Origin of the sequence: Pontibacter vulgaris (assembly GCF_022758145.1) — a bacterium.
Classification (GTDB): domain Bacteria; phylum Bacteroidota; class Bacteroidia; order Cytophagales; family Hymenobacteraceae; genus Pontibacter; species Pontibacter vulgaris.
This window is the reverse complement of record NZ_JAJVDH010000002.1, coordinates 551293-578069: the sequence shown is the minus strand read 5'-3', so window position 1 is coordinate 578069 and position 26777 is coordinate 551293. Positions and strand designations below refer to the sequence as shown.

Genomic DNA, 26777 nt, shown 5'->3' with positions numbered 1-26777 from the left:
TCTTTGCCGCAACAATTTAACCATCAAACTATTTAGCAATCTAGCCATATTGGTGTAATTTTGCACCCGTTCAATATTTTTCACATTACTCTAAAGACTTATGGAAGCGGCTGCTTTATACTTTCGCTTTAAAGATAACCTGGCAACTATAGCCGGCGCATTAAACAGCAAACTGGAAGTGCGTTCAATGCCCTACAATACTTCTATACCACTGGAGATCGATCTTTTAGCGGATATACTTCGCCTTCACGGCCTTGAATTTTCATCAGCTACTCCTGGTGCTGCACGCATATTCGATTTTCAGCAGTGGTATGCACAAAATGAGGAAAAAGTAAACGAGGTAATGCACCGTGTGCTGGAAGATAAAAGAGCGTACATGAAAACAGCGACTGGCACTGTATTACAAAAAGAGATGCTTTACCGCCGCCTGGAGTACTTCAAGGAAACAGCTCATACGTTAGATGTAATGATGTCACAGCAGCAATTGCATAGCCCGAAACACTTTAACTATACTTTCCTGAACGCATAAAGTATAGCTTTATAAAAACAGCAAAGCCGCTGCCCCTATGGAGAGCAGCGGCTTTGCTGTTTTTATACTTTACTTCCGGATAGAAGTATGGCCATCTTTAGAGTGCTCCAATTCCAGCTCTCCTTCCGGTTCTTTTTTCATACTTGAGTCAGCTTCTTCACCAACTGGCCCCTTTGCCAGCGTAATACCGCCATCAACCATATAAGTAGCGCCCGTTACATACGAGGCCTCATCTGATGCCAGGAACAAGTATACATTGGCAACTTCTTCGGGAGTACCACGTCGGCCCATTGGCGTTGCCTGCTTAATAGATTTCACCATTTTGCTGTCCATAGGGCCGGTGCTTTCGTGGGTCCAGGCGGTATCTATCGGGCCGGGGCCAACTATATTGCAGCGCACACCAAACTGAGCCTGCTCCACGGCCAGTCCTCGCATAAACGAATGTATAAATCCTTTGGTACCGCCATATGGCGTATTCTGCGCAATACCAATTACCCCGGCTTCTGAACCCGCTGATACGATATTGCCTTTGGTCTTATGCAGTTCCGGTAAGGCAGCTTTGCTCATCACAAATGCCGTTTTCACATTATTCTTGATCATGTAGTCAAAAGCTTCTTCTGAGTAGTCCTGCAACAGATTTACTTCCGGAAAAACACCGGCATTATTTATCAGAATATCCAGCTTGCCATATTCGGTCACGGCAGTTTCTACACAGCGTCTGGCATTTTCTTCTGTAGAAATGTCGCCGGCAAAAGCAATGGCTGTGCCACCGGCTTCCTGTATTTCATTCGCTACATTTTTTACAGGGTCTTCCGGAAAACCAGTAACCACTACCTTAGCACCCTCATTGGCAAATTTCTTACAAATGGCCTCACCTATACCTGATCCGCCACCGGTCACAATCGCTACTTTCCCTTCCAGTCTTTTTTTCATGTTGCTTTTAAAATTTGGTTTAACAGAACAAAACTGTTTTCAGTAACGGCAAAAATCGAAGGCAAGTTAATTTAGCTAAAAATCAGTAGTCAAGAGTGCACATTTTTAAATAGTTAGCGTATTACAAAACAGAGGCGAATTGCGTAAAACAACCTCCTTCCGGCCCTTTATTTTGTACTTATCAAATTTAATTTGTTATAAATGAGCTATCTGTTTAACATTCTGCCCGAATCGTTTGAAGAACGTCTCGAAACAGAAAATCTATTACTACGCCCTTACCAGGAAGGAGATGAAAGCGATTTTATGCGCCTTATACAGGAAAACTCTGTTAAGCTGAACCCTGCTTTCAGCGGCAGGCTGGCACGCGTGCGTGCCCTTGAAGACGCCCGCATACAGGTACAGCAATTACGCACCGATTGGGATAACCGAAAAGTGTTTGATTTTGGCGTGTGGCTGAAAGGACAGGATACTTATATAGGTGACATTGCCCTGAAAAACATCGATCATAAAATACCAAAGGCAGAGATTGGCTTATACTTTACCGGCTGGCCCGAAACCAAAAGCCATGTACAGGAAGCTTTGTATGCCGTGCTGGATTTTGCATTTAAAACGATGCAGTTAAAAAAAGTATACCTGCGCTTAACCCAGGCTAATGCTTTTTATGAGGAAGTTGTGCTGACCTGCGGCTTTATAAAAGAAGGTGTGTTGCGCAACGAATATCGCGGTGTAGACTCTGATGAGCTGCTTGACCTGGGCTATTATGGCATCACTTTAACCGACTACGAACAACACCGCCAGGTGAAGCAAACAGGCTCGGAAGCTATGGTATAATCTGGCTTTACCTTAGCGCCTTGGCTTGGCAACAAAAAAGTCTGTATCAAAGGTTAGGTAAAAGGCATTAGAAAATTCGAGTTTCGGGTTATCCAGGTCCAGCACCGGCTCCAGGCGCAACGTTAAGTATAGATTATCCAGCAGCTCTATATCTTTCATCAGCCTGAGTATAAGTATACGGCGCTGCTCCTGCAGGTAATCAGGGTTTTTATAGGTGGTAGAAGCCGATTGGTAAAGTTTTCCGCCTAGTTCCGCCACGTAACCATCGCCCTGCCAGTAACTCAGCATCACGTCCTGGTATTTGGTATCTATGCCTGCGTTCAGGTATATGCCGTATCCTTGTTCATAAGGCAGCAAGCGTTCATTCGAGAAATCTTTAAAGCCTACCAGGTAGTTTTTGGTGTACAGGCGGTGCAGCACCTTAAAAGGATATTTTTTCTCTAGCTCCACTCCTATGGCCATATTCACCATCGTTTCAAGAGGGAGCTCGGAGGCATCTATCTGGCCGCCTTTGTGCTGCGCTGTAAACTGAACAGGCAATGTAAGACTAAGCGTATCGCCGGCGCCATACTTGCCTTCGCGTTCCAATAGTTTAATACCTATACTTGCGCCGCCGTTAATTTCTTCACGGTCCGGGTCAGCGCGGTAGATCATTTTTTTCCAGTCAATCCAGGCATCCAGGTTCAGGCTATGGGTATTTATTAATAACTGTGCGCCATTCTCCAGTTTATTGTTTATTACCCGTTCAAAATCGTATAAAGGCTCGATGTAGCCATGGTTAAGGTTGCCCTGCAGATTGCCAAATACCAAAGCCCAGTTCTCCTTCTGTACTTTAGCTGTAAAAGTAGGTGCTATACTTTGGTAGCCGGAGCTCCCGAAATCTTTCCATAAAAATATACCAGCTTCCAGTTTTACAAAAGAAGCCGGGTAATATTCCAGCCTGGGATTAAGGTGATAGCCAAATAAAGTATAGCCATCTGCAATTTTATTGAAGTACTCGTTGTTCTTAGAGAAGCCAAAAAAATGCAGCGAAGTTCTAAGCTCATTAGCATGAGCCGGGTTTAGAGGTTGCCGTTGGCGTAAGGCATAGTTGTTTAACTGGGCCTGCGCCAATACACTGTAAAACAAAAGAATTACTACAAATAAGGGCTTAATTAAGCGCATAAATAATCAGAGAAAATGGCACAAAAAGTGAAAAGTGTTTGTTGTAATCTGACGGCGCGAAACAGCTAAAAAATTTAGCAAAATACCTTTTTAGAATTTGCAATTTGGCTCCGAAAGTCGTAATTTCACCTTTAATATAAAGCTAATAATTCAAACACACATGAGCGTAAGCAACGAAAAACTTAAAGCCCTGCAGCTGACTATTGATAAGCTCGATAAAACATACGGTAAAGGAACCGTTATGAAGTTAAGCGACAACAAGGTAGAGGACATTCCTGCAATCTCAACCGGATCGCTTGGGCTTGACATTGCTTTGGGTATTGGCGGCTTGCCGCGTGGCCGTGTTATCGAGATCTACGGCCCTGAATCATCAGGTAAAACCACGCTTACAATGCATGCTATTGCAGAAGCACAACGCAATGGTGGCCTGGCAGCGTTTATAGATGCTGAGCACGCATTCGATAAGGCATATGCCGAGAAACTCGGAATCGATACAGAAAACCTTTTAATATCTCAGCCAGATAATGGCGAGCAGGCTCTTGAAATTGCCGATCATCTGATCCGTTCAGGCGCTATCGATATCATAGTTATTGACTCTGTTGCTGCACTGGTGCCGAAAGGCGAACTGGAAGGCGATATGGGCGATAGCAAAATGGGCTTGCAGGCGCGCTTAATGTCGCAGGCATTGCGTAAGCTAACTGGTACCATCAACAAAACCGGATGCTGCTGTATCTTCATCAACCAGCTTCGCGAGAAGATCGGTGTGATGTTCGGTAACCCGGAAACAACTACTGGTGGTAACGCCCTTAAATTCTACGCATCTGTGCGTTTAGATATTCGTCGTGTTGGCCAGATCAAAGAATCTGCCGATAACATTACAGGTAACCGTACACGCGTTAAAGTTGTAAAGAATAAAGTAGCACCTCCATTTAAGGTGGTAGAGTTCGATATCATGTACGGCGAGGGTATCTCTAAAGTAGGTGAGATCCTTGACCTGGGCGTAGAGCTTGGCGTGGTACAAAAATCAGGTTCATGGTTCTCGTACAACGGCGACAAGTTAGGCCAGGGCCGCGACGGCGTGAAGCAGATTCTGCTTGATAACCCGGAGCTGCAGGAAGAAATCGAAGGCAAAATCAGAGCTATTGTTAAAGGCGAGCCGGAGAAAGTAGCTGCTGCCCTTGAGGATAACTCAGGCGAATGAACTTTATTTCCGAACAATAAGTAACAGAAAAGGTGCTATAGAATTATAGCACCTTTTTGCTTTTAAAACTGTTGGTTACAAAAAAGAACTGAGTAACTTAGTAAAAGCTCAATGGTAGTTGGTATAATAGTTGTTTGACTATAGATACAGGAACTATAATGAGACCCCTTATGAAAAAGATATTCCCGGTTATACTTTTATTACTAGCTGTGCTGTCTGGCTTTGCCCTGAAAGACACCATGCGCAACATACCCAATGAAAGCTTCTCTAAAGGCGAAATTTTAAAGTATAAGGTACATTACGGACCTATAACTGCAGCCGAGGCGATAATAGATATTTCGCCTAACCTGCACCGTGTAAACGACAGAATGTGCTACCGTGCTACTGTATATGGCAAAACCAACAGCTCCTTCGATCTGTTTATAAAGATCCGGGATACATGGCAATCTTATATAGATACATCGGCTATTTTACCGCAGCGCTCTTTCCGCAATATTGAGGAAGGCAGCTACCGCAAGCGCGAAACAGTGGATTTTAACCACTATAACAATACTGCTTTTGTAGAGAAAAAGAAGAAGACCAAACATAAGCAGACAGCTTCCTATAAAGTGCCAGATAACGTGCAGGATATTGTAAGCGGCTTTTACTTTTTGCGTACCATTAACTACGACCGTTTAAACATTGGCGACAAAATAAATGTAAAAGGCTTTTTTGATGAAGAAACCTTTGATATGGTTGTTACCTACAAAGGCCGCGAAACGGTGAGTACAAAAGCAGGAAATATAAAAGCCATTAAGCTAACGCCTAAAATGCCGAAAAACGATATGTTCAAAGGCGAAAACGCTATAACTGTATACTTATCTGATGATAAAAACAAAATACCGGTACTAATACAGGCTGAGATGTTTGTAGGAGCCGTTAAAGTAGACCTCTACGAATACCGGAACCTGAAGCACAAAATATACATTGCCCAGAAATAACAGGAAGCCAGCTCAATGCTGGCTTTTTTGTTTAATAACCTACCCGCTTTACCATGTTAAGAAAACGTTATGATTTTACAGCATGTAAGTTTACTACTTATCTATATGTACCTTTGTATAAGGAAAAACTGCAGAACAAAGTATAAATTTATACTTGCGAATTACTCATAGCAGGCTTTCCGGCATAAGTACCTTTAACCCTAGCTATAAAACTGTGCAACCTTCATCTAGCTACAAGATCTTAATAGTAGACGACGATCCGGATATCATCGAACTGCTACATTATAACCTCACACGTGAAGGCTATGAAGTGGCGCAGGCAGAAAATGGCAGAAAAGCTATAGAAGTCGCGAAAGCTTTTAAACCTGATGTAATACTGCTTGATGTGATGATGCCGGTACTGGATGGAATTGCTGCCTGCCGCGAGTTGCGCCACATGTCCGAATTCCGCAACACACACATTATTTTCCTGACAGCCCGCGCCGAAGAATTTTCGGAAGTAGCCGCTTTTGAAGCCGGCGCAGATGACTTTATAACAAAACCGATTAAGCCGCGCGCCCTGCTTAGCCGTTTGGCAGCTTTTGCCCGCCGCGATGCACAACAGGAGCAGCAGGAACAGATAATTGAAGCCGGTGGCCTGCGCATAGACCGCACCAGCTTTGCTGTGTATAAAGGCCCTGAAAAAATAACCTTACCCAAAAAAGAATTTGAACTGCTGGCATTCCTGGCCTCAACACCTAATAAAGTATTTACCCGCGAGGAGTTATTGAACAATATCTGGGGCAGCGATGTGTATGTAATAGCCCGCACCGTGGATGTGCACATCCGAAAAGTGCGCGAGAAAATCGGTGAAGACAATATTAAAACCATTAAAGGCGTGGGCTATAAATTCAACATCGATTAAAGTATGAATTTAAACTCCCGAACGCTTGCCCTGCTTATATCGCTGGCGGTAGCTTTGGTGCTTACCGCTTTTCTTGCTTTAGCCAGTTACTTTTCTTCACAGGGGCTTATTGTTGCACTTGCCTTTGTGTTTATCAGCTGTTTTTTACTCATACACTTCTCTTACGAAGCATTGGTTTTCCGGGAAGTTAAAAATGTATACTCCAGCATCGAGAAGATAAAAAGGCAGGAGTATAAAAAAGCCGAAAGCCGTTCGCTTTTCACATCTGATCCGCTCACAAAAATTAAGGACGAGATTTACCAGATAACCGAAAAAAAGCAAAAAGAAATAGACGAGCTGCGGCACCTGCAGGTAATGCGACGGGAGTTTCTGGCCGATGTATCGCATGAACTAAAAACCCCGATATTTGCCGCGCAAGGCTTTATCCATACTTTGCTGGATGGCGCTGTAGACGACCCCAACGTACGCGATAAGTTCCTGGAAAAAGCTGCCAAAAGCCTTGATGGGCTGGATGCCTTGGTGCAGGACCTGATCAGCATTTCGCAGTTTGAAAAGGGCGTGGTAACCATGCAAAAGCGAAATTTTGATGTGGTCTTGCTGGTAAGAGAAGTTTTTGAGTTGCTGGAGCAGAAAGCCGCCAGCCAACACATCAAACTTCACCTCGACCTTAATCCGGATCACAAGATAATGCTCTACGCCGATCGTAACCGCATCCGGCAGGTGTTTATTAACCTTGTAGATAATGCCATAAAGTATGGCCGCAAAAATGGCAACATTTGGATATCATTTGTCGAAGGCAAAAAGAAGTATACGATCAGCGTAAAAGACGACGGCAAAGGGATAGCGCAGGAACACATTAACCGCATTTTCGAACGCTTCTACCGGATTGACAAAAGCCGCTCCCGCGACACCAGCAGCACCGGACTTGGCCTAGCTATTTGTAAACACATTGTAGAAGCGCATCGCTCTTTTATTGCGGTAAAAAGTGAAGTAGGCAAAGGCAGTACCCTTCAGTTTAAATTATCGAAAGCTAAATACTAGCCACAGGTACTATACACCCAAAGTAAATTTATTTCATGCGCCCTCCTGTTACAGGTTAAAAGCTATAGTTTCAGCTTATCAGGAGCATGTCTGCAACTATAGTTATGCAATAAAATAACCGCCAAAATTGCGTACCTTTGCAGGTCAGAAGCAGCCATACTTTTACACAGGCTGCCATAGTTTATACATTGCCTTATGAAATACCCGGTTTTTAAAGACCTGATCATACACGAAGACGAGGACTACCTGGTGGTAAACAAACCTCCGTTTTTATCTACATTAGAAGATCGCACGCCCAACACTACGCACCTGCTAAAGCTTGCCAAGCAGTATAACCCGGAACTTCAGGCTTGCCACCGTCTTGATAAAGACACCTCCGGTTGCCTTGTTTTTGCCAAACACCCGGAAGCTTACCGCCACCTGGCAATGCAGTTTGAGCACCGCGGGGTTTACAAAGTATACCATGCCGTGGCCTGGGGAACACATAAATTTGAAGATGAGCTGGTAAGCCGCTCTATACTGGCAGGCGCCAAAGGTGTGGCCAAGCTTACGCCACAAGGCAAGCCGGCCGAAACGTATTTTACTACATTAGAGAACTATAGCCGCCATACGCTTATAGAATGTATGCCTGTTACCGGCCGTTTGCACCAGATACGCGTGCACCTGGCTTACCTGAAGGCACCTATTGTAAGCGACGAACTATACGGAGGCGAACACCTTTACCTGAGCTCACTCAAACGCAAGTTTAACCTGAAGAACCAGACAGAAGAGCAGCCCCTGATTAAGCGATTTGCGCTGCACTCGCACACAATCGGTTTTAAACAGCTGAATGATGAGCCAATTAAAATTGAGGCCCCTTATCCGAAAGATTTTGCAGTACTGGTAAAACAATTACGCCAGCACGGTTAAGCACACCAAGTATAAAGTATAAAAAGGGGCGGAAGATTACTTCCGCCCCTTTTTGCTTTTAGCTGTTTACGCGCAACACAATTTTACCGATATTCTGATTGGTTTCCATGTACCGGTGCGCCTTGGCTACTTCTTCCCAATCATATACTGTATCTATTACAGGACTTAGCTGGCCCAACCGGAAAAGCGGCAGCGCAAACTCCCGCAGGTCATGAGTAAGTTTTATCTGGTAATCACGAGAACGTGAGCGCAAAGTGGAGCCCATAATATGCAGGTGTTTCGTTAAAATCTGGCGCAGGTCCACTTCTTCTACTTTACCACCTCCCAGGCTGGCAAGTATAACCAACCTTCCATCCAGGCGCAGGCATTCCAGGTTCTGCTTAAAGTATGGTCCGGCTATGAAATCCACGATCACATCTACCCCTTCCGAGTTAGTATAAGCCAACACCTCATCTTCGAAAGGCACTTCTTTATAGTTAATGGCTTTATGGGCTCCTAGCTCCAGGCAGGCACCTATCTTTTTCTCTGAGGCAGTAACCAACACTTCCGCTTTAAGTGCAAGTGCTAGTTGTATGGCTGCCGTGCCCACGCCACTGGCGCCTGCATGTATAAGCACACGCTCGCCGGGCTGTAACTTACCCAACCAAACCAGCGCCTGGTAAGCTGTTAAAAACACTTCCGGAATGGCCGCTGCTTCTTCCATAGTCAGGTTATCTGGCACTGGCATGGCCATAGCTTCATCTATAACGGCATATTCGGCATAGCCACCACCGGGCAGTAACCCAAAAACCTTATCGCCTTTTTTAAAATGCCTGCAGTTGATGCCAGCTTCTTCAACTACGCCCGCTATCTCTAAACCCAATAATGGACTTGCACCTTTTGGCGGCGGGTATTTCCCTTGTCGTTGCAAGGTATCGGCGCGGTTAAGTGCAGTGGCATGTACTTTTACCAGCAACTCAGAGGGGCCGGGCAATGGCTGCTCGTACTCTCCAAGCATAAGTTGCTCCGGCCCGCCCGGCTGTTTTACAAGTATGGCTTTCATATAGCTTCAGAATAGTAAGGTTATAGTTTAGACGCCAGATCACTTAAGAAGTTTCTGTAAATATACACCACTCTTTCACACCAGTATAAAGCCGGCTTTCAATCATACTTTAAAGTAATATCAAAAATAATTAATAAAAGCTTGACCTTATTACGAAGCTTTCGTAATTATACGAAAACATCGTAATAACATGGAAAAGCTAACGCAACAAGAAGAAGATGCCATGCAAACCATCTGGCTTACCGGAGGCGGTTTTATAAAGGATTTCCTGGAACAGATGCCAGAACCTAAGCCACCTTATACTACGCTGGCCTCTACGGTGAAGAACCTGGAGAAAAAAGGCTTTCTGGAGAGCGAGAAACTTGGCAACACCTACCGCTACACACCCCGCATAAAAGCTGAAGACTATAAAAAGCGATTCATGAACGGTTTTGTGGGCGACTATTTTAAGAACTCCTACAAAGAACTGGTTGCCTTTTTTGCCAAAGACCAGAAAATAAGCGCCGAAGAGCTGAAAGAGATTATTGACATGATCGAAAACAAAAAAGCTGAATAATATGCCGACCCTGCTTTTATACCTTCTGAAAGTGAACATAGCACTGGTTCTATTTTACCTGGCTTACCAACTGGTGCTGCGAAAGCTCACATTTTATACTTTAAACCGCCTCTTCCTGGTATTTGGTATTGTGTTCTCCACAGTGTACCCTTTTATAGACCTAGCCGGGCTTTTTGCAGCACACGAGCCAATTGTCAACGCCTATATGATAACCATTCCTGCCTGGGCAATTGCAGCTCAGCCGGCTGCGCAGGCAACTCCTTCTGATTACTGGCAGCTGCCGGTGTACCTGTTCTGGGCCGGGCTTATAGTTATGCTTGTCCGTTTTATACTTCAGTTTGTATCGCTTTATAAACTACATGCAGCATCGGAGCCGGCCAAGTATAAAAACATCGGTTTCAGAGAGGTTAAAAGTATGAGCCATGCTTTCTCTTTCTGGCAAACCATCTACCTGAATCCTGCTCAACATACGCCTGAAGAACTCGAATCTATACTTCGGCATGAGATGATACACATAACCGGCTGGCATACGTTGGATGTGCTGCTGACTGAGCTGAGCACTGTGTTTTACTGGTTTAACCCCGGAGCCTGGCTCATAAAAAAAGCTGTGAAAGAAAACCTTGAATTTATTGCCGACCAGCATGTTGTAGATACTGGTGTAGACAAAAGAGAATACCAATACCTTTTACTGAAAGTTGTAGGCGCCACGCAACCTCAGATTGCCAATCAGTTTAATTTCCCATCACTTAAACAAAGAATTGTCATGATGAATAAAAAACAAAGCTCTAAGGCAAATCAGCTAAAATTGCTGATTGTACTGCCTCTCGTTACTGTGTTGCTATTCGCTTTCAGAAGTGCTGACACAAAAGCCCTGACGGCTCCGAAAGTAGCGACCAGTGTGGCTCCAGCTTTCACACCACCAAACCAGGATGAGTCCTTTATCTTTAAACTCGACGAAGTAGAATACTACAAGGATAAAGCAAAATGGCCGGAAGATTACAAGGATTTCCTTAAGCGCAACCCTGGTGTACAACAAGTAGGCTGGAAGTTTAACAACAAGAAAGAGTATAATCTGGAATCCATTGTGATCTACTTAAAAAACGGTGAGACAGAAGTATACGATTACAACAAGAATCCCCGCATACCAGCTGCAGAAGCTAAGTATGGTACATTACCAAACCTGCCACCTCCGCCGCCACCTGTTAGAGTAGAATCTCCTGCCAAACAAAAGAATTCTCCGGGAGCCAGCATGATCAAAGCAAAGGGAAATGCTACCACTAACCAGCAGCAGAATATTCCGGCAGCAAAAACCAGCTTTACCATAACCAGATCCGGGCAGGATAGCGTGATATACTTTGTGGATGGCAAGCGCATGCCTGCAGCAAGTATAAAAAGTATAGACCCAAAAAGAATCGTAAAAGTTGATGTGGTAAAAGGTGAGAAGGCCAGAGAGATGGCAGACGGCGAAGCGGTAAAGGGCGTAGTAAACATCACAACAACGAAAGACATCCGTTCAGATAAAAACCAAAAAAGCGCTAGTGCTGAGGCCAAAGCACTTCCAGAAGGTAGTTTATCTAAGTCGTTGGATACCTTACCGACTAACGCAGTTTATATTCTTGATGACAAAGAGGTTAGCATGGAGAAAATAAAACAGCTTGCACCTGATGACATTAAAGCTGTAAGTATATTGAAAAACAGCGAGAAGATGGTGCAGAAATATGGGCCAAAAGCCAGTAATGGCGTAATCATGGTTTATACTAAAAAGTAGATTTTAGTAGGGTGGATAATGATCTGAACAATGCCCAAAGTAAGGCAAACTACCAGTATATTCCCTCCACCTACCATAAGATACAAAGCCTGAAAGTATAGCTAACATTTAAGCACTGAAGAATCAAAAACCCGGATTCTTCAGTGCTTTTATTTTGTCCAGAGCTTTGCAAGCTTTTATAACACGCTACTACTGTGCTTACTTTCAGCATTTTATTAAGGACATGTTGCATATCAAATAAATAGCATCTATCTTTGTGTCCATTTTCAAGATTCGAAAGAAAATTAAATAGTTAAATAAATCGCTTACAACCACTAAAAATGGATCATTTAAGTTATAAGACCCTTACTGTCAACAAAAAGACAGCCAACAAAGGCTGGGTTATTGTTGATGCAGGGCAAGGAAACTTGGGTCGTGTGGCATCTGAGATCGCCAAGATCCTGAAGGGTAAACACAAACCTTCATACACGCCTAATGCTGACTGCGGCGATAACGTAATCGTTATCAACTCTGACAACCTGCTGTTGTCTGGCCGTAAGTGGGATCAGAAGTACTACCTGACACACACTGGTTACCCAGGTGGTCAGAAGAAGACTTCTCCACGTGAGCTAAAGGCTAAATCATCAACGCTGCTGGTAGAGCGCGCTGTTCGTGGCATGTTGCCTAAAGGCCCACTAGGTCGCGAGCTATTCAGAAATCTTCATGTTTTTACAGGAAGCGAGCATCCATTTGCAGCTCAGCAGCCTAAAGCATTAACCTTCAACATCTAATTTTAATGGAAATTATCAATACATCTGGTAGAAGAAAAACCTCGGTGGCGCGCATCTACATGACGCCTGGGCAAGGGATTATCACTATTAACGGTAGAGATATTAAGACATACTTCCCTAGCGAAGTATTGCAAACTATAGTTAATCAGCCGTTCAAAACCTTGGATCTAATTGGCAAGTACGATGTTACTGCTAATCTAAAAGGTGGTGGTGTAAGCGGCCAGGCTGAAGCACTAAGACTTGCTATCTCAAAAGCACTGGTAGTAGAGAACGCCGAGAGCAAATCAGCTCTTCGCAAAGAAGGTTTCATCACTCGTGACCCACGTATGGTGGAGCGTAAGAAGTTCGGTAAGCGTAAAGCACGTCGTTCATTCCAGTTCAGTAAACGTTAATATTTTAGGTGTATCAACAACATGGCAAGTACTAATTATAAAGAATTACTTGAGGCAGGTGTTCACTTCGGTCACCTTACCAGAAAGTGGGATCCGAAAATGGCTCCATATATCTTCATGGAGAAGAACGGTATCCACATCATTGACTTGAACAAAACTTTGGCTGCTCTTGATGAAGCTACTTCAGCTATCAAGAACATCGCTAAGTCTGGCCGCAAGATCATGTTCGTAGCTACTAAAAAGCAAGCTCAGGACATCGTGGCTGAAGAGGCTAAGCGTCTTAAAATGCCTTATGTTGCAGATCGTTGGTTAGGTGGTATGCTTACTAACTTTGCAACTGTTCGTAAGTCTTTGAAGAAAATGTCGACTATCGACAAAATGATTAAAGACAATACAGCTTATGCAGCTATCGCAAAGCGTGAAAAGCTAATGCTTTCTCGCGAGCGTGAGAAACTGGAGCGTGTACTTGGTGGTATCGCAGATCTTTCAAGACTGCCTGCAGCCCTGTTCATCGTTGACGTTAAGCGTGAGCACATTGCTGTAAAAGAAGCTCAGAAATTAAACTTACCAGTTTTCGCTATCTGCGATACTAACTCTAACCCAGAGCTGGTAGACTTCCCAATCCCGGCTAACGACGATGCTTCTAAATCAATCGCTCTTATCGTGTCTATCATCGGTAAAGCAATTGAAGAGGGTCTGTCTGAGCGTAAGGTTGACAAAGAAGAGACTGAGCGTAAGCGTTCTGAAGAAGAAGGCATCAAGGCTAAGCAAGAAGCTGACGAGCAATAGTCAATAGTTCATATTGCATTTTATACAAACTGAACATTGGGCGAAGCTGCTTCAATGTTCAGTTTGTTTTAGGGCATTGGAGAGACACAAGATATCAGACGCAGGACATAAGACTTTAAAATTGCGTGTCCGGAAGTAGTCAAGGTATAACGTGGAGCTTTCCGATAAACCCAACAAGTATATTCGTAATTCTTAATTCATAATTCTTAATTATAGAAAGATGGCTATTACAGCACAAGACGTTAACAGACTTCGCCAGGAAACTGGTGCTGGTATGATGGACTGCAAAAAAGCGCTTACTGAAGCAAACGGCGATTTTGAAGCGGCTAAAGATATTTTGCGTAAAGCAGGTCAGAAAATCGCTAGCAAGCGTGCTGACAACGCAACATCTGAAGGTATAGTTCTGACTCAGGTAAGCGAAGATGGTACTACTGGTAAAGTAGTTGCTCTGGCTTGCGAAACTGAGCCTGTATCTAAAGTTGCTGATTTCCAAAACCTGGCTAAAGCTGTTTTGGAAGCTGCTGTTTCTACAAACGCTGCTACTAAAGAAGATTTACTTGCTGCTTCACAGGCTGATGGTCGTTCGCTTCAGGACCACATCACTGACCTGATGGGTAAAATTGGTGAGAAGATCGATGTAGTTTCTTACGAAACTGTAAAGGCTGAGAAAGTTGTAGCTTACAACCACTCTAACGGTAAATTAGGGGTACTTGTAGGTTTGAACAACACAAACGGTACTGATGTAACTGAAGTTGGTAAAGATATCGCAATGCAGATCGCGGCTATGAAGCCAATCGCACTTGACAAAGACGGTGTTGATGCAGCTACTGTAGAGCGTGAAATTGAGATCGGTAAAGACCAGGCGCGCCAGGAAGGTAAGCCAGAGGCTATGCTTGAGAAAATTGCTCAGGGTAAACTGAACAAGTTCTACAAAGAAAGCACTCTGTTAAACCAGGAGTTCGTTAAAGATTCTTCTTTAACTATCTCTCAGCTGCTTGAGAAGACTAGCAAGGGTCTAACAATTACTGAGTTCAAGCGTGTTGCTATCGGTGCATAATCTATAGCTCTGCTTAAAGTATAAAAGCCCGCTTTCAGCGGGCTTTTTTTATATCCTATACCACAATTTTTTAGAAAAGATCTTTCAAAAAGGTTGGTGTATGCATTAGGTTAGTCAGAAGCATAACAATAACAATAGCAGCGCCAATAGCTAAACGTATCATAAGTGAATTAAAGCTACCAAGATGCTTTGCCTCATATAAGCGTAATATTATACCTGCCAAGAGCATAGCTCCAGAGACATACTTAATGATTGAGCTCAATAAACTACCTGTCTCAACAATATCATAAACTGAAAGCATAATCCTAATTACACCTAACAAAAGGCTGCCAAAGATCAGATGTAGTGTGAAACTTGGTATGTTCAGAGTATACTTTCTCATATTATAGAGTTTGCTAAATCAGTCCTAATATAGCAAAATTCTAATTATGTCGTCGCAAAGTACTTACAAAAGCATCGCGCATATCTATAAAACGATTAACTACGGCCTCAATAAAATCCTCATCCAGTAGAGCTATAACACCTTCATCGCCCATTACTTCGGTTTCTTCAATCTTATAGATCTGCTCCAGGTTGGCCTTCTCCAGCTTTATAATATACTTGTTATTATAGGAGTGCAAGGTAATTTTAACGTGTGGGTTTGGTATATCGGCTACTACTCTCATGGTTTTAAAGTGCTAATTGGTTTATGTGTTAATGTGCTAAACAGGAGCAAGTTTAACCCACCCCTACCCCTCAAGAGAGGGATTAAAAATATTGTCAAAAACTCCTCTGTCTATAGTTACTCTTCAATAGCTATACCCATTAGCTGCATGAGCTTGCTGGCGTTAAAGCTACGGCAAATACCTTTGGTCAGTTTATAATCGAACTTTATTTCATCGCCGATAATATCGCTGTTAAAGCTATAGTTGTTCACGCTGCCTTTCAGCTCCTCCTCCATAGCACCAAGTTCCAGATCGTGTGTAGAAATTAGCCCGGAAGCGTTACGCTGATGCAACTGCCTGATAAGCGACATCGCCCCAAGGTGCCTGTCACGGGAGTTGGTACCTTTCAGTATCTCATCTAACAAGTAAAACACCGGCTCTTGGCCTTCAGTCATAGTAAGCAAAATGCGCAGGCGTTTAAGTTCGGCGTAGAAAGAGGAGGTATTTTCAGAGAGATTATCGGCAGTGCGCATAGCCGTGTATACTTGCACAGGCGCTACCCGCAACTTAGCGGCACAGGCAGGAGCTCCTGTAAAAGCCAGCACCATATTTATACCTACCGTGCGCAGGAAAGTAGTTTTACCCGACATATTAGAGCCAGTAACCACCATGGTTTTGCCGGCTCCCTGCATTTCAAAATCGTTGGCTACGCGCTGCACCGAGAATATAAGCGGATGAGCCAGCTTAGTGGCGCTAAACTCAAAAGGCTGATTGCTTAACTCCGGCACTGCATACGTAGGATTGGCATACTGAAAAGCGGCTATACTTGCCAGCGCTTCAAAATTTGCCAATACTTCCAGCGAATCCTTTACCTGATCCACATACTTGTGCTTCCAGTTCTCCAGGCGGTAGATCCACAGGAAATCCCACATTAGAATCGTATTCAGGAAAAAGCTCATCAGGGTGCTAAGCCGCCAGGAAAAGTAATCGATTATGGTAGCAATTTTGCCAATTGCCTCCGAGGCTTTGTTGTTTCTCTGTACTAGCTTTTGGTGCAAATCAACTAAAACCGGAGCAGAGAAAGTATGATTTTCTATGTGCTGTAACTGTTGAGTATAGCTGCGCATGGCCTCATATATTTCTATACTCTTCTCATAGTATTCGTCGCGCTGGCTTTGGAAACGGTAAGAAAGAATATACTGAATTACTAAAAACCCGGCAGCGATGTATCCGCTGAATCCGTAAAACCAGGCTGCAATTGCGGCAAGCGTAAGTATAGGAAGTATAAAAAGAGCAACTTTAAGCCATTGACGGTCTTTATAAAACTCACTTTGCTGTAACCAGTTCAGGAATTCAGCTGAAGGCTCATCGGCATGTTTATAATGCATGGGCATAGCTAAAAACTGCTGCACCCAATTAAGTTGCTGCGGTTGTGCCAGGTTTGCCACGGCCTGCTGCCGCTCCAGAACTACTTTTGCAGGTGCCGGCTTACGAAGCCAATCGGCTAGTTTATACTTGCCAATACTGGTAACAGAGCGGTTTAAAAGCTGAAAAAGTGAGTGCGGCCCGAAAATGTCCAGGTCAGAAGTATACGGGTGATGATCATCTATAAATCTGGTACCACCATCAAACTGCTCCAGGTTACCTTTAAGCCGCTCTACTTCGTTAATATTTATCTGGCGCAGCAACTGCAATTGTTTATACTTATAATCGAGCTTACTGTGCCAGCGCATTACCAGCACAAACAGCAGGTAAAAAACAAGTATGCTGCCCGCACCTGCTACATTATCTCCTGCATTAAAAAAATAATACGCCACACCGGACCCAGCCAGAAATACCAACACCCGCAACCACGATACAACCCTGGATTTAGATGCGGCTTGCTTCTCTTCTTCGGCAAAAGTGGCAGCTCTTTGGTTAAATTCCTGCTCTCTGTTATTACTCAACTTTCTCGTATTTATACTTGCTATTTCTGTACTTCGCCTATGGTGGCAATGCACTTTAGTTCTATGGCAATAGGCGTGGGTAATTTGTTTATCTCCACGGTGGTACGGCAAGGCTGGTTATCTTTAAAATATTCAGCGTATATGCGGTTATAGGTAGCAAAATCGTCTTTCATGTTTGTCAGAAAAACGGTTACATCTATTAACTGGCTCCAGTCAGAACCGGCATCTTCCAGAATATAACGCACATTCCGGAAAACGGAGTGGCACTGTGCTTCTATGTCGTAAGCGACAATGTTGCCTTGCTCGTCCAGCTCTACACCGGGTATTATTTTGCTGCCACGTTCGCGCGGGCCTACCCCAGATAAAAACAACAGGTTGCCAACACGGCGGGCATGCGGGTACAAGCCAACAGGCTCTGGCGCTTTAGATGAATTTAACAGTTCGTTATCGTTTGCCATTGTATATTATTTCTGTTCGAATGCAGGTTTTACTTCTTAAAAGTAAGCAATAAACCGGAAAGTTAAGGAAGCTGCATTTCATACTTTGATCATAAGCAGCGCTGCTTATACTTTGCCTCAAGTCCGAAATAGGATATAAGGGAAGCATCTCCTATTTTAGCTTGTATGATAATCAGAAAAGTTGACCTGCAAGCCACTACTCACCTGAAGGGAATAGCTATCCTGCTTATCATGCTGCATAATTATTACCATATCTTAGATAATGCACCCGGCGAGAACGAGTTTACGTTCTCAATCTCTCATATTTTAAACCTGCTGCATCATTTAGCAACTACACCACTCGATGCTGTTAAACAGCTTTTTTCGTTTTTTGGGCATTATGCGGTGCAGGTATTTATATTTTTAAGTGGCTATGGCCTTGCTGTTAAATGCAGCAACACATCTTATTTAAAGTATAAATTGTTTATCTGGCAGCGTTTAAAGAAGCTTTATCCGGCACTATTTTTTGCTATTGTTTTTCTCTTCAGTTATAAAGCACTTGTAACTGTTTTGTTTCCGGCTAAGGGCATGGACCTCGCAATTTTTGCCTGGCAAGCTTTTTTAAAACTCACGCTGCTATCAAATTTTTTACCCGGTGAGGGTTTTAGTATTTCAGGTCCCTGGTGGTTTTTCTCACTCATATTCCAGTTATACTTAATTGCACCGCTCCTACTTCGTATCCGGAATAGCAAAATATTATTTATCATAGCGGCTGCATGCCTTCTCCTTCAGCTTTTGGTACTGACTTCCGCTCCTGCTTATATGGAATATTTTCGCCTTAACCTTTTAGGCCACCTGCCCGAGTTTTGCCTGGGCATATACTTTGCCAGAAAAAGGGAAGTAAAAATAAGTAAAGGCATGCTCCTGCTACTCGTAATCATGTTTGCTGCAGGCGCTTTTAATGCTGAAATCTGGTTATTATCGGGTATACTAGTGCCAGTATTCTTCTTAGTAACCTATAACCAGATAACAATACCCGATACAAGTATAACAGCAAAGCTTTTGAATTTCTTTGGCAACAATTCGCTATACTTTTTTGCTGTACACGGGCTTTGCAGAGCGCCTTTTGTTCCTTTAGGAAATCGGTCTGTAGTATGGTCTTGGGTAGCGGCGTTGCTTTACCTGCTTGTTGTAACAGCTTTAACTATGGCATTTAAGTACATTGTTCGGAATTTAGTAGCGTTAAGGTTAAGCATACCGAAAGCCGTTGGGCAAGATTAAACTTCACGAAGTATACCTGAGCCATTTTAAAAGGTATGCACTTTAAAAGATGAACCTGATACCAAAGAAAATATACACGCAAGCCTTCGTGTTTTTTATCCTGCTTTCGCTGTTTGTAGTTACGGTTGAAATGCGGCCGGGCCGGGTATACTTTTTACTGCAGATGCTGCTTTTTCAGGATAGCGTTTTGGATTTACTTTTATACCTGGCAGTATTCGGCTTCACAGTATGGAGCTTGCAGGTTTTCATCCTCAACAAAAGCAAAGCCATTCGGTATAGTTACCTGCTGCTGTTCTGGGTATTTTTTACCATCAGTCTGAGTTACCGCATTATTTCGGGCTACAATTTCTCTTATACCGATGCCCAGACAGCTTTAAATAATGCCAGTTTTTTGCAGGCAGCTCTTACAAACTATACCTTTCCCGTTATTTTAGCGCTTATGGGTGCCACCCTAACAGTTGCTATACTTTACCTGACAGCAAACCGCACCCGGATCAACTATAAAGCCTGGCATGCCATTGTGCTGCTGCCCACAGTGCTGCTGGGGTATTGGTATGCCAACCGCTCACTGGGCGTGATAGATGATTTGCCTGCTTTTTACCGGGTTCCCATCAGCACCTTACTTGTACACAACCACACCCTCCCCATTGGAAACCGCCAGCAAGTACAGGCGCGAGCTACAGCTACAGCTACAGGGGTAAAACATCTTTTTATGATTGTGGATGAAAGTATAACAGGCAGCGCTTTATCTTTAAATGGCAACCCTGAAAAAACGACGCCATTCCTGGAAACGGCCAAGGACAGCATCATAAATTTTGGAATTGCCAACTCCTATACCAACTATAGCGCCGGCAGCAATATTGCCTTAATGAGCGGTGTGCAGCTATCGCAGTTGCCCGACAAACAGGGGTTGGCGCTTACACGCCCCAGTATTTTCCAGTATGCGCAGGCAGCTGGTTATACTACCTATTTTGTAGATGCCCAAATTGGCCTGGGCGCGCTGCAAAACTATGTTTCTCTTGCAGATCTAAAGTATGTAGATCATTTTATCCAGCCTAGTGACCAAAACCAGGACCTGCCTTACTACCTGCGGGATTATGTTGTTGCCGATTTGCTGCTACAATTAACTAAATCCCAAAAAAAGGTGTTTGTTTATGTGAACAAAGCGGGCGCTCATTGGCCTTATGCCAGAACATATAACTCTGATTCCACCATATTCAGCCCGACGCTTTCTGAAAAAAGCATGCTGCAAGACCCTGTTCTGTCGCGTAACACCTATTATAATTCTATTCGGTGGGCGGTAGATGGCTTTTGGAAAAAACTACTGCCAGGCATATCAGCTACCGACAGCACGGTTGCCATTTATACTTCTGATCACGGCCAGGATTTATCTGGTGATGGCATTAGCATTGCTCATGCCTCTATAAATAACACGGCTGCAATTGAGGCTAATGTTCCGCTCTGGGTCTTAGATAAATCAAAGTATACTTCTTCTTATACTATACCTAAGCCCAACCAACAATCTCATCAGCAGATTTTCCCGACATTACTTTTGTTCCTGGGTTACCAGCCTGGTTTTATACAACAGCAGTATGGACCTACTTTATTTTATTCCGGAAAGCCCAACCGTTATTTCCTTACCGGCGATATTTTTGGCCGTGGCCCTGTTTCGTTGCGCCCATTCGATAAGCAGCCATAAATGAAAAAGCCGGCATTACTGCCGGCCCTTTCTCTCACCTTAAACAAACAATTTATTTACTAACAGGAAATCTTATCTGGTGAATTTCACATCGCCATACTTGGATACAATGCTAACTAATCCTTTTGGTGATGTGCTGCCATACTTGCCTTTATACTCTGCTGAAGTGTGGCTTTTTTCAAGCGAAGTAATATTTACCAGTTCTTTATCTACTCTGAAGTTTCCGAACTGCACATTCACATTGAAATTAAAGGCCGTGTTGTCTTCAAAGTTTAATGAAATCGGGCTGAAGCCGCTCTCCAGGTTTATCTTCCGGATGTTCTTGCTCACATTATCGATTCGGAATGAGCCATACTTTACCTCCATATCCAGATCCTGATTTAAGCTGCCTAATTTAAAATCACTGAACTTAGAGAAGCCTTGCAGGCCATTTGTACCTTCCAACGTCATGTCTGAGTATGAAACTTCAATGTTACCACCGTTTATGTAGCCGCAGTTACCAGAGCCATAAGCCAGCTTTACCGAGTTGGCGGAGTTGTTCAGGCGGCCGGTTTTCAGAGAGCCGTATTTAACGCTTATATCTGCTTTACCTTTAAAAGCCGCCAGGTATACATCTCCAAAGCTATTTTTAACTGCGATCGGGTTATCATCAGGCATGTAAACCGTGTAGTTTATTTCGAAGCTCTTTTGGGTATTGCCGGAAATTCGCATCGGTTCCATTATTGTTTTTAACGCAATAAGCTTTCCTTCGCGTTTATCACTGATGCTAATGTTATCCAGAATTTCCTGGGCTTTTTGCTCTGAACTGGCACGGGTAATAATGTTTACCTGTACTTTTATCTCGTTCTTATCCCAGGTATTGATGTGTACTTTACCAAATTTGTTCTCGATGCTCAGCATATCGGAGCTGCTAACCTTGTAAATCTTTTCGAAGGTTTTGCGCTTCTCAGAATCATAGGCTGCTTCGGCATCCTGATTCTGATTGATATGTGGGCCCTGGTGGCTAAGCATAGCCAGGAATTCCGGGCCTACTACTTTAACCAAGGGGCCAGCAGCGGGTGCTGCCGGAGGACAAGGTGCTTGCGGGGCATGCTGGGCCTGCACCAAAGCAGGTACCATTACAATGATAAGTAAGGCAATGTAGCGTATAGAGTTAAACATTCGCGGTTTCATCTTTTTGAGGTTCTGAAGTTTGCTGTTTTTGCAGTTGTTCTACTTTCTGTAGTATTTCCAATTGGCGGCTCAGGACACGGATCCGTATCTGCAGATTCTGGATCATGGCATCCATAACCTTATCGGTATTGGGTGTTGTGTAAAGTTCTTTTTTAAGTTGCTGGTAGCTGGTATTCAATCGCTCCAGTTCCTGGTCTATTTCCTGGTCTTTATCCAGGCCCAGCACTTTTAGGTCATAGGCACTTAGCTGGCTCTTTTTAGCTTCTATCTGGCTGGCGTAATAGGCTTCTACCTCTACCAGTTCGGGTGCTATTCTGTTAAGTGGTGCCTGTTCGGCTGCGGCTGCCAGTGTATTATTTGTATCAGGTGCGTTCAGCTTCATCAGCACAAGTGTAAGGGCACAACCTAACAGCAACACTACAGCCGCCGCCACCCGCATAAACACAAGGTTACCGCTTAAACTAAAGCTATCCCCGAAATTAAATTTAATTACTCTGGTAGTTTCTTTTTTGGCTTTTGGCAGCTCGTGGCATATTTCCTGCCACAGCTCCGGCCGGGGCTCGAATACATCGAATGCCTCACGGTTTTCGCTCACAAACTCTTCCAGTCTATCTTTCATATCTAAAGATCCCGTTATTTCCTGTCTTGTTGCTAGGCCGCAAACTGCGGTTCGCGCATTATTTCAAGCAACTTCTTTTTGGCGCGGCTAAACTGAGATTTAGAGGTCGACTCGGTTATTCCAAGTATCTCCCCTATCTCAGCGTGGTCAAAGCCTTCCAGCAAGTATAAACTTAGCACAATGCGGTAGCCATCCGGTAGTTTCTGAATAGCCTTGCGTACTTTTTCTACTTGCCACTCGGTGTCCTCGTCGTTGTTTATTTCGTCGGGCACCTCGCCTGCCAGTCGCTCGTCCATCGGTACTAATTCCGACCTGCGTTTGCGTATGGCATTAATGGCGGCATTAACCACAATTTTTTTTAGCCAGCTCCCGAAAGAAGCTTCTGCTTTATAGGAATGGAGGTTTTTGAAAGCGCTGATGAAAGCTTCCTGAAGCACGTCTTCTGCTTCGGCATAATCGTTTGTGATGCGCATACTCACGTTGAACATGGCCTTGGCGTACAGCTTGTACAACTCGTATTGGGCCCGGTTGTCGCCTTCCCTGCACCGGTCTACTACGCCCATGTTCACATCCTGATAGCTGAGTGTTTCCAAGTTAGTACCGTTTTACTTTACACGTTCGGGTTAAGCGCAACACTTTCGATTTTTAGTTTTTGCTTTCTATTTCTGCATCTCCTTCATCCAATTCCACACTAAAGACAAAAGCAATTGCGCGAGGTTGCATCAAGTTGCAAAAATTTATTTTTTGCTGCTGTTTATTTATACTTTCAGGTGTATTGTGGGCGTTAATAGTCGTTTTTACCAGATTAACAAAGTATAAAGCAAGCCCAAGTATGGACGAACCGGCTAAGTACAGGCACAAAAAAGCCAGCCCTTGCGAGGCTGGCTTTTATACTTTACTAAACTATACTTTAGTCCATTATATCAAACTTTATACCTTGCGCTAATGGCAGCTCACGGCTATAGTTGATGGTATTTGTCTGGCGGCGCATGTATACTTTCCAGGCATCGGACCCGGACTCACGGCCTCCTCCTGTTTCTTTTTCGCCACCAAAAGCGCCCCCGATCTCAGCACCCGATGTACCAATGTTTACGTTGGCAATACCACAGTCAGAGCCCCAGTGGCTCAGGAATGCTTCGGTTTCGAGCAGGTTGGTAGAGAAAATAGATGACGATAAGCCTTGTTTTACACCGTTTTGCAGCTCAATAGCATTTTCCACTTCGCCGCTATACTTGATCAGGTATAAAATTGGCGCAAAGGTTTCTTCCTGCACCATGTGGTAGTGGTTTTCAGCTTCTACAATAGCAGGCGTAACGTATGTTCCTGTTTCATAACCTTCGCCTTCCAGCACATCGCCGCCAACTATAAGCTTACCACCTTCTTTCTGTACTTCTTTTAACGCATTGTTAAAGGCTTTTACAGCATCCTTATCGATTAATGGGCCTACCAGTGTTGTGTTGCTTAACGGATGACCAATTGGCAGTTTCGGATAAATTTTAAGCAGGCGGTCGCGCACCTGGTTGTATACATTCTCGTGGATGATCAGGCGACGGGTAGACGTGCAGCGCTGGCCACAGGTACCAACAGCCCCAAAAACTACGGCGTTCATCGCCATATCAATATCAGCATTTTCTGTAATGATGATGGCATTGTTACCGCCAAGTTCCAACAGCGACTTACCCAGACGGGCACCTACAGCTTCGCCTACTTTTTTGCCCATGCGCGTAGAGCCCGTAGCCGAAACTAACGGGATGCGCTTATCATTTGCCATCAGGCTGCCAATTTCTGCATCACCAATGATAACACTAAATACGCCTTCCGGCATTTCATTCTCTTCCAGAACTTCTCTTATTATGTGCTGGCAGGCAATTGCCGTAAGCGGTGTTTTTTCAGAAGGTTTCCAGATGGTTACATCGCCGCAAACAGAAGCCAGCATAGCATTCCAGCTCCAGACAGCAACCGGGAAGTTAAAGGCCGAAATTACACCTACTATACCAACCGGGTGATACTGCTCGTACATACGGTGCTGCGGACGCTCTGAGTGCATGGTAAAACCGTGCAGCTGGCGCGATAAGCCTACAGCAAAATCACAGATATCGATCATTTCCTGCACTTCGCCTAAGCCTTCCTGCAGAATTTTGCCCATTTCGTAACTTACCAGTTTGCCCAACGCCTCTTTGTGCTCACGCAGCTTGTTGCCTATCTGGCGCACAATATCGCCACGCTTTGGCGATGGTACCTTGCGCCATACTTTAAAAGCTTCCTCTGCAGTAAGAACTACCTGTTCGTAATCATCGGCAGTTGCCATATTAACTGTTGCGATCAGGTTGCCATCGGCTGGCGAGTGTATAGCCTTTGTAGTTCTGCCTTCAGTGCCGCCCCATACTAAGCCAGTGCTGTAAGCAGGATTTATCTCTTTTATACCCAACTGTTTGAGTACATCCAGTATAGTTGCTGCCAGCGGAAGTTCGTCGATGGTTTGTTTCATGGGTTATAGTTTAATTGGTTAAGGGTCTAGTACAAATCTACTAAAACAAAAAAGCTTCTACAATCTTGCAGAAGCTTTCCTGAGGTTATACTTATACTTGTTTCAGCTTTATTGTTTACCGATCGGGTAATAGGCTTTCAGACCATCCGGGTAAATGCCTTCAATGTAAACCACGCCGCTATCGAAGTTCTTTAAATGCTTCTCCACATCAGCTGGCTCATTTACTGCATACTTATCGATTCTGGTAATGATAAAGCCATCTTTCATGCCTGTTTCGCGGAACTTGCTGCCACGCACGCCCGTGATCTTAGCACCACCATCTATACCTAACTTGTTCATTTCCTGCTTATTTACAGGCTCAAAGGTAGCGCCATCAAATGTAACAGCTTTAGCAACGCTGCGCTTGGCTATACTGGTGCTGTTCTCCAGGTTTTTAAGAACTACATTGGCACTCTTTTCTTTGTTGTTTCGCAGGTAGCTAACTTTTACTTTATCGCCAGGGCGGTAACGGGCCACCTGCTCCAGCAATTGCGACGATTTATTTACGGCTACGCCATTGATCGCCGTGATAATGTCGCCAGCCTGTAAACCTGCCTCTTTGGCTCCACTTTTTTCTTCTACGCCGGCAATGTATACACCATTGAGTGTAGTAATACCTTTATCTTTTGCAAAAGAAGCATCAATCTCCTGTATGGTTGCACCCAGTAAAGCACGCTGCACCTCACCATACTTCAGCAGGTCATCAATTACCTTGCTTACAATAGAAGATGGCACCGCAAAAGAGTAACCGGCAAAAGTACCTGTTTGCGAAGCTATAGCTGTGTTTATACCTACCAGGTCACCGTTCAGGTTAACCAGTGCGCCACCACTGTTGCCAGGGTTCACAGCTGCATCTGTCTGGATAAACGACTCAACACTCAGATCTTTGGTAGCATTGGTACGCAGAATGTTAATATTACGCCCTTTAGCACTTACAATACCAGCAGTTACCGTTGATGTCAGGTTCATAGGGTTACCTACAGCCAAAACCCACTCGCCTACCTGCAGGTCATCGGAGTTACCATACCGTACAGCCGGCAATTTATCTGCATTAATTTTTAACAGTGCCAGGTCAGTGGTGGGGTCGGTTCCTACCAGCGTAGCTTCAAACTTGCGTTTATCATCCAGCACTACTTCAATTTTATCGGCCCGGTCAATTACGTGGTTATTTGTAACGATGTAACCGTTAGAGGCAATAATTACTCCCGAACCGGATCCCATTTGCGGGCCACGGGGAGCACGCTCGCCAAAGCCGTCGCCAAAGAACTCGCGCAGAAACGGATCCATAGGGCTGCTGCCATACTGGTCTGATGAGCGTACGCTATACTCCGTCATAACGTGCACTACCGCTGGTGTGCTTACTTGGGCTGCTTTTACAAAATTAAGGCCTTCGGGCACTATAGATGTACTACTGCGCATGTCGCTTGTGTAGCGAACAGTTGTTTGCTCCGGTTGCTCCTGTGCGCTTTGTGTTTTGTCGTCCTCCAGCAGCTTATAGCTTCCTACAGCCACGCCGCCACCCAGGAGGGCAGAAAGGGTAAGGCCTACGATAAACTGATTTGTCTTCATGAATACTTGTTGATAT

The 26777-nt window shown here is 44.1% G+C and carries 27 protein-coding genes; 15 read left to right on the top strand and 12 right to left on the bottom strand.

Annotated elements, in window-relative coordinates; translation table 11 throughout:
• The first annotated feature begins 100 nt into the window (after nucleotides 1-100).
• A complete protein-coding gene (locus LWP20_RS03670; RefSeq protein WP_242926752.1) occupies nucleotides 101-529 on the top strand; it encodes a hypothetical protein in 429 nt (142 codons plus the stop codon).
• Between the two features lie 69 nt (nucleotides 530-598).
• Here LWP20_RS03670 and LWP20_RS03665 read toward each other — a convergent pair whose 3' ends face one another.
• On the bottom strand, nucleotides 599-1462 hold the full coding sequence (locus LWP20_RS03665; RefSeq protein ID WP_242926751.1) for an SDR family NAD(P)-dependent oxidoreductase: 864 nt from the start codon (nucleotides 1460-1462) through the stop codon (nucleotides 599-601).
• A 201-nt stretch (nucleotides 1463-1663) separates the two neighbouring features.
• On the opposite strand from LWP20_RS03665, the gene LWP20_RS03660 reads away from it, so the two are divergent.
• Nucleotides 1664-2293, top strand: a complete 630-nt coding sequence (locus LWP20_RS03660) for a GNAT family N-acetyltransferase (protein WP_242926750.1) — start codon at nucleotides 1664-1666, stop codon at nucleotides 2291-2293.
• A gap of 12 nt (nucleotides 2294-2305) precedes the next feature.
• On the opposite strand, the gene LWP20_RS03655 is transcribed toward LWP20_RS03660, so the two are convergent.
• The gene (locus tag LWP20_RS03655; RefSeq protein ID WP_242926749.1) at nucleotides 2306-3457 is read right to left on the bottom strand and encodes a lipid A deacylase; all 1152 of its coding nucleotides are present in this window, start codon (nucleotides 3455-3457) and stop codon (nucleotides 2306-2308) included.
• Between the two features lie 160 nt (nucleotides 3458-3617).
• Between LWP20_RS03655 and recA the strand changes: the two genes are divergently transcribed.
• The 5 genes from recA to LWP20_RS03630 all read left to right on the top strand — a co-directional run bounded on the left by recA (nucleotide 3618) and on the right by LWP20_RS03630 (nucleotide 8492).
• Nucleotides 3618-4658, top strand: a complete 1041-nt coding sequence (gene recA / locus LWP20_RS03650; RefSeq protein WP_242926748.1) for a recombinase RecA — start codon at nucleotides 3618-3620, stop codon at nucleotides 4656-4658.
• A gap of 170 nt (nucleotides 4659-4828) precedes the next feature.
• On the top strand, nucleotides 4829-5638 hold the full coding sequence (locus LWP20_RS03645; RefSeq protein ID WP_242926747.1) for a DUF3108 domain-containing protein: 810 nt from the start codon (nucleotides 4829-4831) through the stop codon (nucleotides 5636-5638).
• A 214-nt stretch (nucleotides 5639-5852) separates the two neighbouring features.
• Nucleotides 5853-6542, top strand: coding sequence for a response regulator transcription factor (locus LWP20_RS03640; protein WP_242926746.1), 690 nt, complete (start codon nucleotides 5853-5855; stop codon nucleotides 6540-6542).
• 3 nt (nucleotides 6543-6545) lie between these two features.
• Entirely contained in the window at nucleotides 6546-7583 is a 1038-nt protein-coding gene (locus LWP20_RS03635) for a sensor histidine kinase (RefSeq protein ID WP_242926745.1), read from the top strand.
• 195 nt (nucleotides 7584-7778) lie between these two features.
• Entirely contained in the window at nucleotides 7779-8492 is a 714-nt protein-coding gene (locus tag LWP20_RS03630) for an RluA family pseudouridine synthase (RefSeq protein WP_242926744.1), read from the top strand.
• 58 nt (nucleotides 8493-8550) lie between these two features.
• Here the strand turns inward: LWP20_RS03630 and LWP20_RS03625 are convergent, their stop codons facing one another.
• Nucleotides 8551-9534: an NAD(P)H-quinone oxidoreductase gene (locus tag LWP20_RS03625; protein WP_242926743.1), complete on the bottom strand. Its 984-nt coding sequence runs from the start codon at nucleotides 9532-9534 to the stop codon at nucleotides 8551-8553.
• 190 nt (nucleotides 9535-9724) lie between these two features.
• On the opposite strand from LWP20_RS03625, the gene LWP20_RS03620 reads away from it, so the two are divergent.
• The 6 genes from LWP20_RS03620 to tsf all read left to right on the top strand — a co-directional run bounded on the left by LWP20_RS03620 (nucleotide 9725) and on the right by tsf (nucleotide 14866).
• The gene (locus LWP20_RS03620; RefSeq protein WP_242926742.1) at nucleotides 9725-10090 is read left to right on the top strand and encodes a BlaI/MecI/CopY family transcriptional regulator; all 366 of its coding nucleotides are present in this window, start codon (nucleotides 9725-9727) and stop codon (nucleotides 10088-10090) included.
• Between the two features lies 1 nt (nucleotide 10091).
• A complete protein-coding gene (locus LWP20_RS03615; RefSeq protein ID WP_242926741.1) occupies nucleotides 10092-11858 on the top strand; it encodes a M56 family metallopeptidase in 1767 nt (588 codons plus the stop codon).
• A 320-nt stretch (nucleotides 11859-12178) separates the two neighbouring features.
• Nucleotides 12179-12628: a 50S ribosomal protein L13 gene (gene rplM / locus LWP20_RS03610; protein WP_242926740.1), complete on the top strand. Its 450-nt coding sequence runs from the start codon at nucleotides 12179-12181 to the stop codon at nucleotides 12626-12628.
• Between the two features lie 5 nt (nucleotides 12629-12633).
• Nucleotides 12634-13020 (top strand): 30S ribosomal protein S9, encoded by a 387-nt coding sequence (rpsI, locus tag LWP20_RS03605; protein ID WP_242926739.1) that lies wholly within the window; start codon nucleotides 12634-12636, stop codon nucleotides 13018-13020.
• A gap of 21 nt (nucleotides 13021-13041) precedes the next feature.
• On the top strand, nucleotides 13042-13809 hold the full coding sequence (gene rpsB, locus LWP20_RS03600) for a 30S ribosomal protein S2 (RefSeq protein ID WP_242926738.1): 768 nt from the start codon (nucleotides 13042-13044) through the stop codon (nucleotides 13807-13809).
• A 220-nt stretch (nucleotides 13810-14029) separates the two neighbouring features.
• Entirely contained in the window at nucleotides 14030-14866 is an 837-nt protein-coding gene (gene tsf / locus LWP20_RS03595; protein WP_242926737.1) for a translation elongation factor Ts, read from the top strand.
• A 70-nt stretch (nucleotides 14867-14936) separates the two neighbouring features.
• On the opposite strand, the gene LWP20_RS03590 is transcribed toward tsf, so the two are convergent.
• From LWP20_RS03590 to LWP20_RS03575, 4 genes are all read right to left on the bottom strand, one after another.
• Nucleotides 14937-15248 (bottom strand): hypothetical protein, encoded by a 312-nt coding sequence (locus LWP20_RS03590; protein ID WP_242926736.1) that lies wholly within the window; start codon nucleotides 15246-15248, stop codon nucleotides 14937-14939.
• 40 nt (nucleotides 15249-15288) lie between these two features.
• The gene (locus tag LWP20_RS03585) at nucleotides 15289-15531 is read right to left on the bottom strand and encodes a hypothetical protein (protein WP_242926735.1); all 243 of its coding nucleotides are present in this window, start codon (nucleotides 15529-15531) and stop codon (nucleotides 15289-15291) included.
• A gap of 116 nt (nucleotides 15532-15647) precedes the next feature.
• The gene (locus LWP20_RS03580) at nucleotides 15648-17456 is read right to left on the bottom strand and encodes a MutS-related protein (RefSeq protein WP_242926734.1); all 1809 of its coding nucleotides are present in this window, start codon (nucleotides 17454-17456) and stop codon (nucleotides 15648-15650) included.
• A gap of 20 nt (nucleotides 17457-17476) precedes the next feature.
• Entirely contained in the window at nucleotides 17477-17914 is a 438-nt protein-coding gene (locus LWP20_RS03575; protein ID WP_242926733.1) for a RidA family protein, read from the bottom strand.
• A 165-nt stretch (nucleotides 17915-18079) separates the two neighbouring features.
• On the opposite strand from LWP20_RS03575, the gene LWP20_RS03570 reads away from it, so the two are divergent.
• Nucleotides 18080-19174 (top strand): acyltransferase family protein, encoded by a 1095-nt coding sequence (locus tag LWP20_RS03570; RefSeq protein WP_242926732.1) that lies wholly within the window; start codon nucleotides 18080-18082, stop codon nucleotides 19172-19174.
• 49 nt (nucleotides 19175-19223) lie between these two features.
• The gene (locus LWP20_RS03565) at nucleotides 19224-20873 is read left to right on the top strand and encodes a sulfatase-like hydrolase/transferase (protein WP_242926731.1); all 1650 of its coding nucleotides are present in this window, start codon (nucleotides 19224-19226) and stop codon (nucleotides 20871-20873) included.
• A 72-nt stretch (nucleotides 20874-20945) separates the two neighbouring features.
• Here the strand turns inward: LWP20_RS03565 and LWP20_RS03560 are convergent, their stop codons facing one another.
• The 5 genes from LWP20_RS03560 to LWP20_RS03540 form a co-directional block, all read right to left on the bottom strand.
• Nucleotides 20946-22046 (bottom strand): DUF4097 family beta strand repeat-containing protein, encoded by a 1101-nt coding sequence (locus LWP20_RS03560; RefSeq protein WP_242926730.1) that lies wholly within the window; start codon nucleotides 22044-22046, stop codon nucleotides 20946-20948.
• The gene (locus LWP20_RS03555) at nucleotides 22027-22665 is read right to left on the bottom strand and encodes a hypothetical protein (protein ID WP_242926729.1); all 639 of its coding nucleotides are present in this window, start codon (nucleotides 22663-22665) and stop codon (nucleotides 22027-22029) included. The genes LWP20_RS03560 and LWP20_RS03555 overlap by 20 nt, the downstream gene beginning before the upstream one ends.
• Before the next feature lie 32 nt (nucleotides 22666-22697).
• The gene (locus LWP20_RS03550; RefSeq protein WP_242926728.1) at nucleotides 22698-23258 is read right to left on the bottom strand and encodes an RNA polymerase sigma factor; all 561 of its coding nucleotides are present in this window, start codon (nucleotides 23256-23258) and stop codon (nucleotides 22698-22700) included.
• Between the two features lie 317 nt (nucleotides 23259-23575).
• The gene (amaB, locus tag LWP20_RS03545) at nucleotides 23576-25153 is read right to left on the bottom strand and encodes an L-piperidine-6-carboxylate dehydrogenase (RefSeq protein ID WP_242926727.1); all 1578 of its coding nucleotides are present in this window, start codon (nucleotides 25151-25153) and stop codon (nucleotides 23576-23578) included.
• Nucleotides 25154-25261: 108 nt separating this feature from the next.
• Nucleotides 25262-26761: a Do family serine endopeptidase gene (locus LWP20_RS03540; RefSeq protein WP_242926726.1), complete on the bottom strand. Its 1500-nt coding sequence runs from the start codon at nucleotides 26759-26761 to the stop codon at nucleotides 25262-25264.
• Nucleotides 26762-26777 lie beyond the last annotated feature (16 nt).

What these genes read in the sequence shown, in the direction of transcription:
- LWP20_RS03665 (WP_242926751.1), bottom strand. Translation starts at nt 1,462, where the DNA reads ATGAAAAAAAGACTGGAAGGGAAAGTAGCGATTGTGACCGGTGGCGGA.
- rpsB (WP_242926738.1), top strand. Translation starts at nt 13,042, where the DNA reads ATGGCAAGTACTAATTATAAAGAATTACTTGAGGCAGGTGTTCACTTC.
- amaB (WP_242926727.1), bottom strand. Translation starts at nt 25,153, where the DNA reads ATGAAACAAACCATCGACGAACTTCCGCTGGCAGCAACTATACTGGAT.
- LWP20_RS03565 (WP_242926731.1), top strand. Translation starts at nt 19,224, where the DNA reads ATGAACCTGATACCAAAGAAAATATACACGCAAGCCTTCGTGTTTTTT.
- LWP20_RS03540 (WP_242926726.1), bottom strand. Translation starts at nt 26,761, where the DNA reads ATGAAGACAAATCAGTTTATCGTAGGCCTTACCCTTTCTGCCCTCCTG.
- rpsI (WP_242926739.1), top strand. Translation starts at nt 12,634, where the DNA reads ATGGAAATTATCAATACATCTGGTAGAAGAAAAACCTCGGTGGCGCGC.
- LWP20_RS03630 (WP_242926744.1), top strand. Translation starts at nt 7,779, where the DNA reads ATGAAATACCCGGTTTTTAAAGACCTGATCATACACGAAGACGAGGAC.
- LWP20_RS03560 (WP_242926730.1), bottom strand. Translation starts at nt 22,046, where the DNA reads ATGAAACCGCGAATGTTTAACTCTATACGCTACATTGCCTTACTTATC.
- LWP20_RS03590 (WP_242926736.1), bottom strand. Translation starts at nt 15,248, where the DNA reads ATGAGAAAGTATACTCTGAACATACCAAGTTTCACACTACATCTGATC.
- LWP20_RS03645 (WP_242926747.1), top strand. Translation starts at nt 4,829, where the DNA reads ATGAAAAAGATATTCCCGGTTATACTTTTATTACTAGCTGTGCTGTCT.
- LWP20_RS03570 (WP_242926732.1), top strand. Translation starts at nt 18,080, where the DNA reads ATGATAATCAGAAAAGTTGACCTGCAAGCCACTACTCACCTGAAGGGA.
- LWP20_RS03575 (WP_242926733.1), bottom strand. Translation starts at nt 17,914, where the DNA reads ATGGCAAACGATAACGAACTGTTAAATTCATCTAAAGCGCCAGAGCCT.
- LWP20_RS03670 (WP_242926752.1), top strand. Translation starts at nt 101, where the DNA reads ATGGAAGCGGCTGCTTTATACTTTCGCTTTAAAGATAACCTGGCAACT.
- LWP20_RS03625 (WP_242926743.1), bottom strand. Translation starts at nt 9,534, where the DNA reads ATGAAAGCCATACTTGTAAAACAGCCGGGCGGGCCGGAGCAACTTATG.
- LWP20_RS03555 (WP_242926729.1), bottom strand. Translation starts at nt 22,665, where the DNA reads ATGAAAGATAGACTGGAAGAGTTTGTGAGCGAAAACCGTGAGGCATTC.
- LWP20_RS03655 (WP_242926749.1), bottom strand. Translation starts at nt 3,457, where the DNA reads ATGCGCTTAATTAAGCCCTTATTTGTAGTAATTCTTTTGTTTTACAGT.
- recA (WP_242926748.1), top strand. Translation starts at nt 3,618, where the DNA reads ATGAGCGTAAGCAACGAAAAACTTAAAGCCCTGCAGCTGACTATTGAT.
- LWP20_RS03615 (WP_242926741.1), top strand. Translation starts at nt 10,092, where the DNA reads ATGCCGACCCTGCTTTTATACCTTCTGAAAGTGAACATAGCACTGGTT.
- LWP20_RS03585 (WP_242926735.1), bottom strand. Translation starts at nt 15,531, where the DNA reads ATGAGAGTAGTAGCCGATATACCAAACCCACACGTTAAAATTACCTTG.
- LWP20_RS03620 (WP_242926742.1), top strand. Translation starts at nt 9,725, where the DNA reads ATGGAAAAGCTAACGCAACAAGAAGAAGATGCCATGCAAACCATCTGG.
- LWP20_RS03660 (WP_242926750.1), top strand. Translation starts at nt 1,664, where the DNA reads ATGAGCTATCTGTTTAACATTCTGCCCGAATCGTTTGAAGAACGTCTC.
- LWP20_RS03635 (WP_242926745.1), top strand. Translation starts at nt 6,546, where the DNA reads ATGAATTTAAACTCCCGAACGCTTGCCCTGCTTATATCGCTGGCGGTA.
- tsf (WP_242926737.1), top strand. Translation starts at nt 14,030, where the DNA reads ATGGCTATTACAGCACAAGACGTTAACAGACTTCGCCAGGAAACTGGT.
- rplM (WP_242926740.1), top strand. Translation starts at nt 12,179, where the DNA reads ATGGATCATTTAAGTTATAAGACCCTTACTGTCAACAAAAAGACAGCC.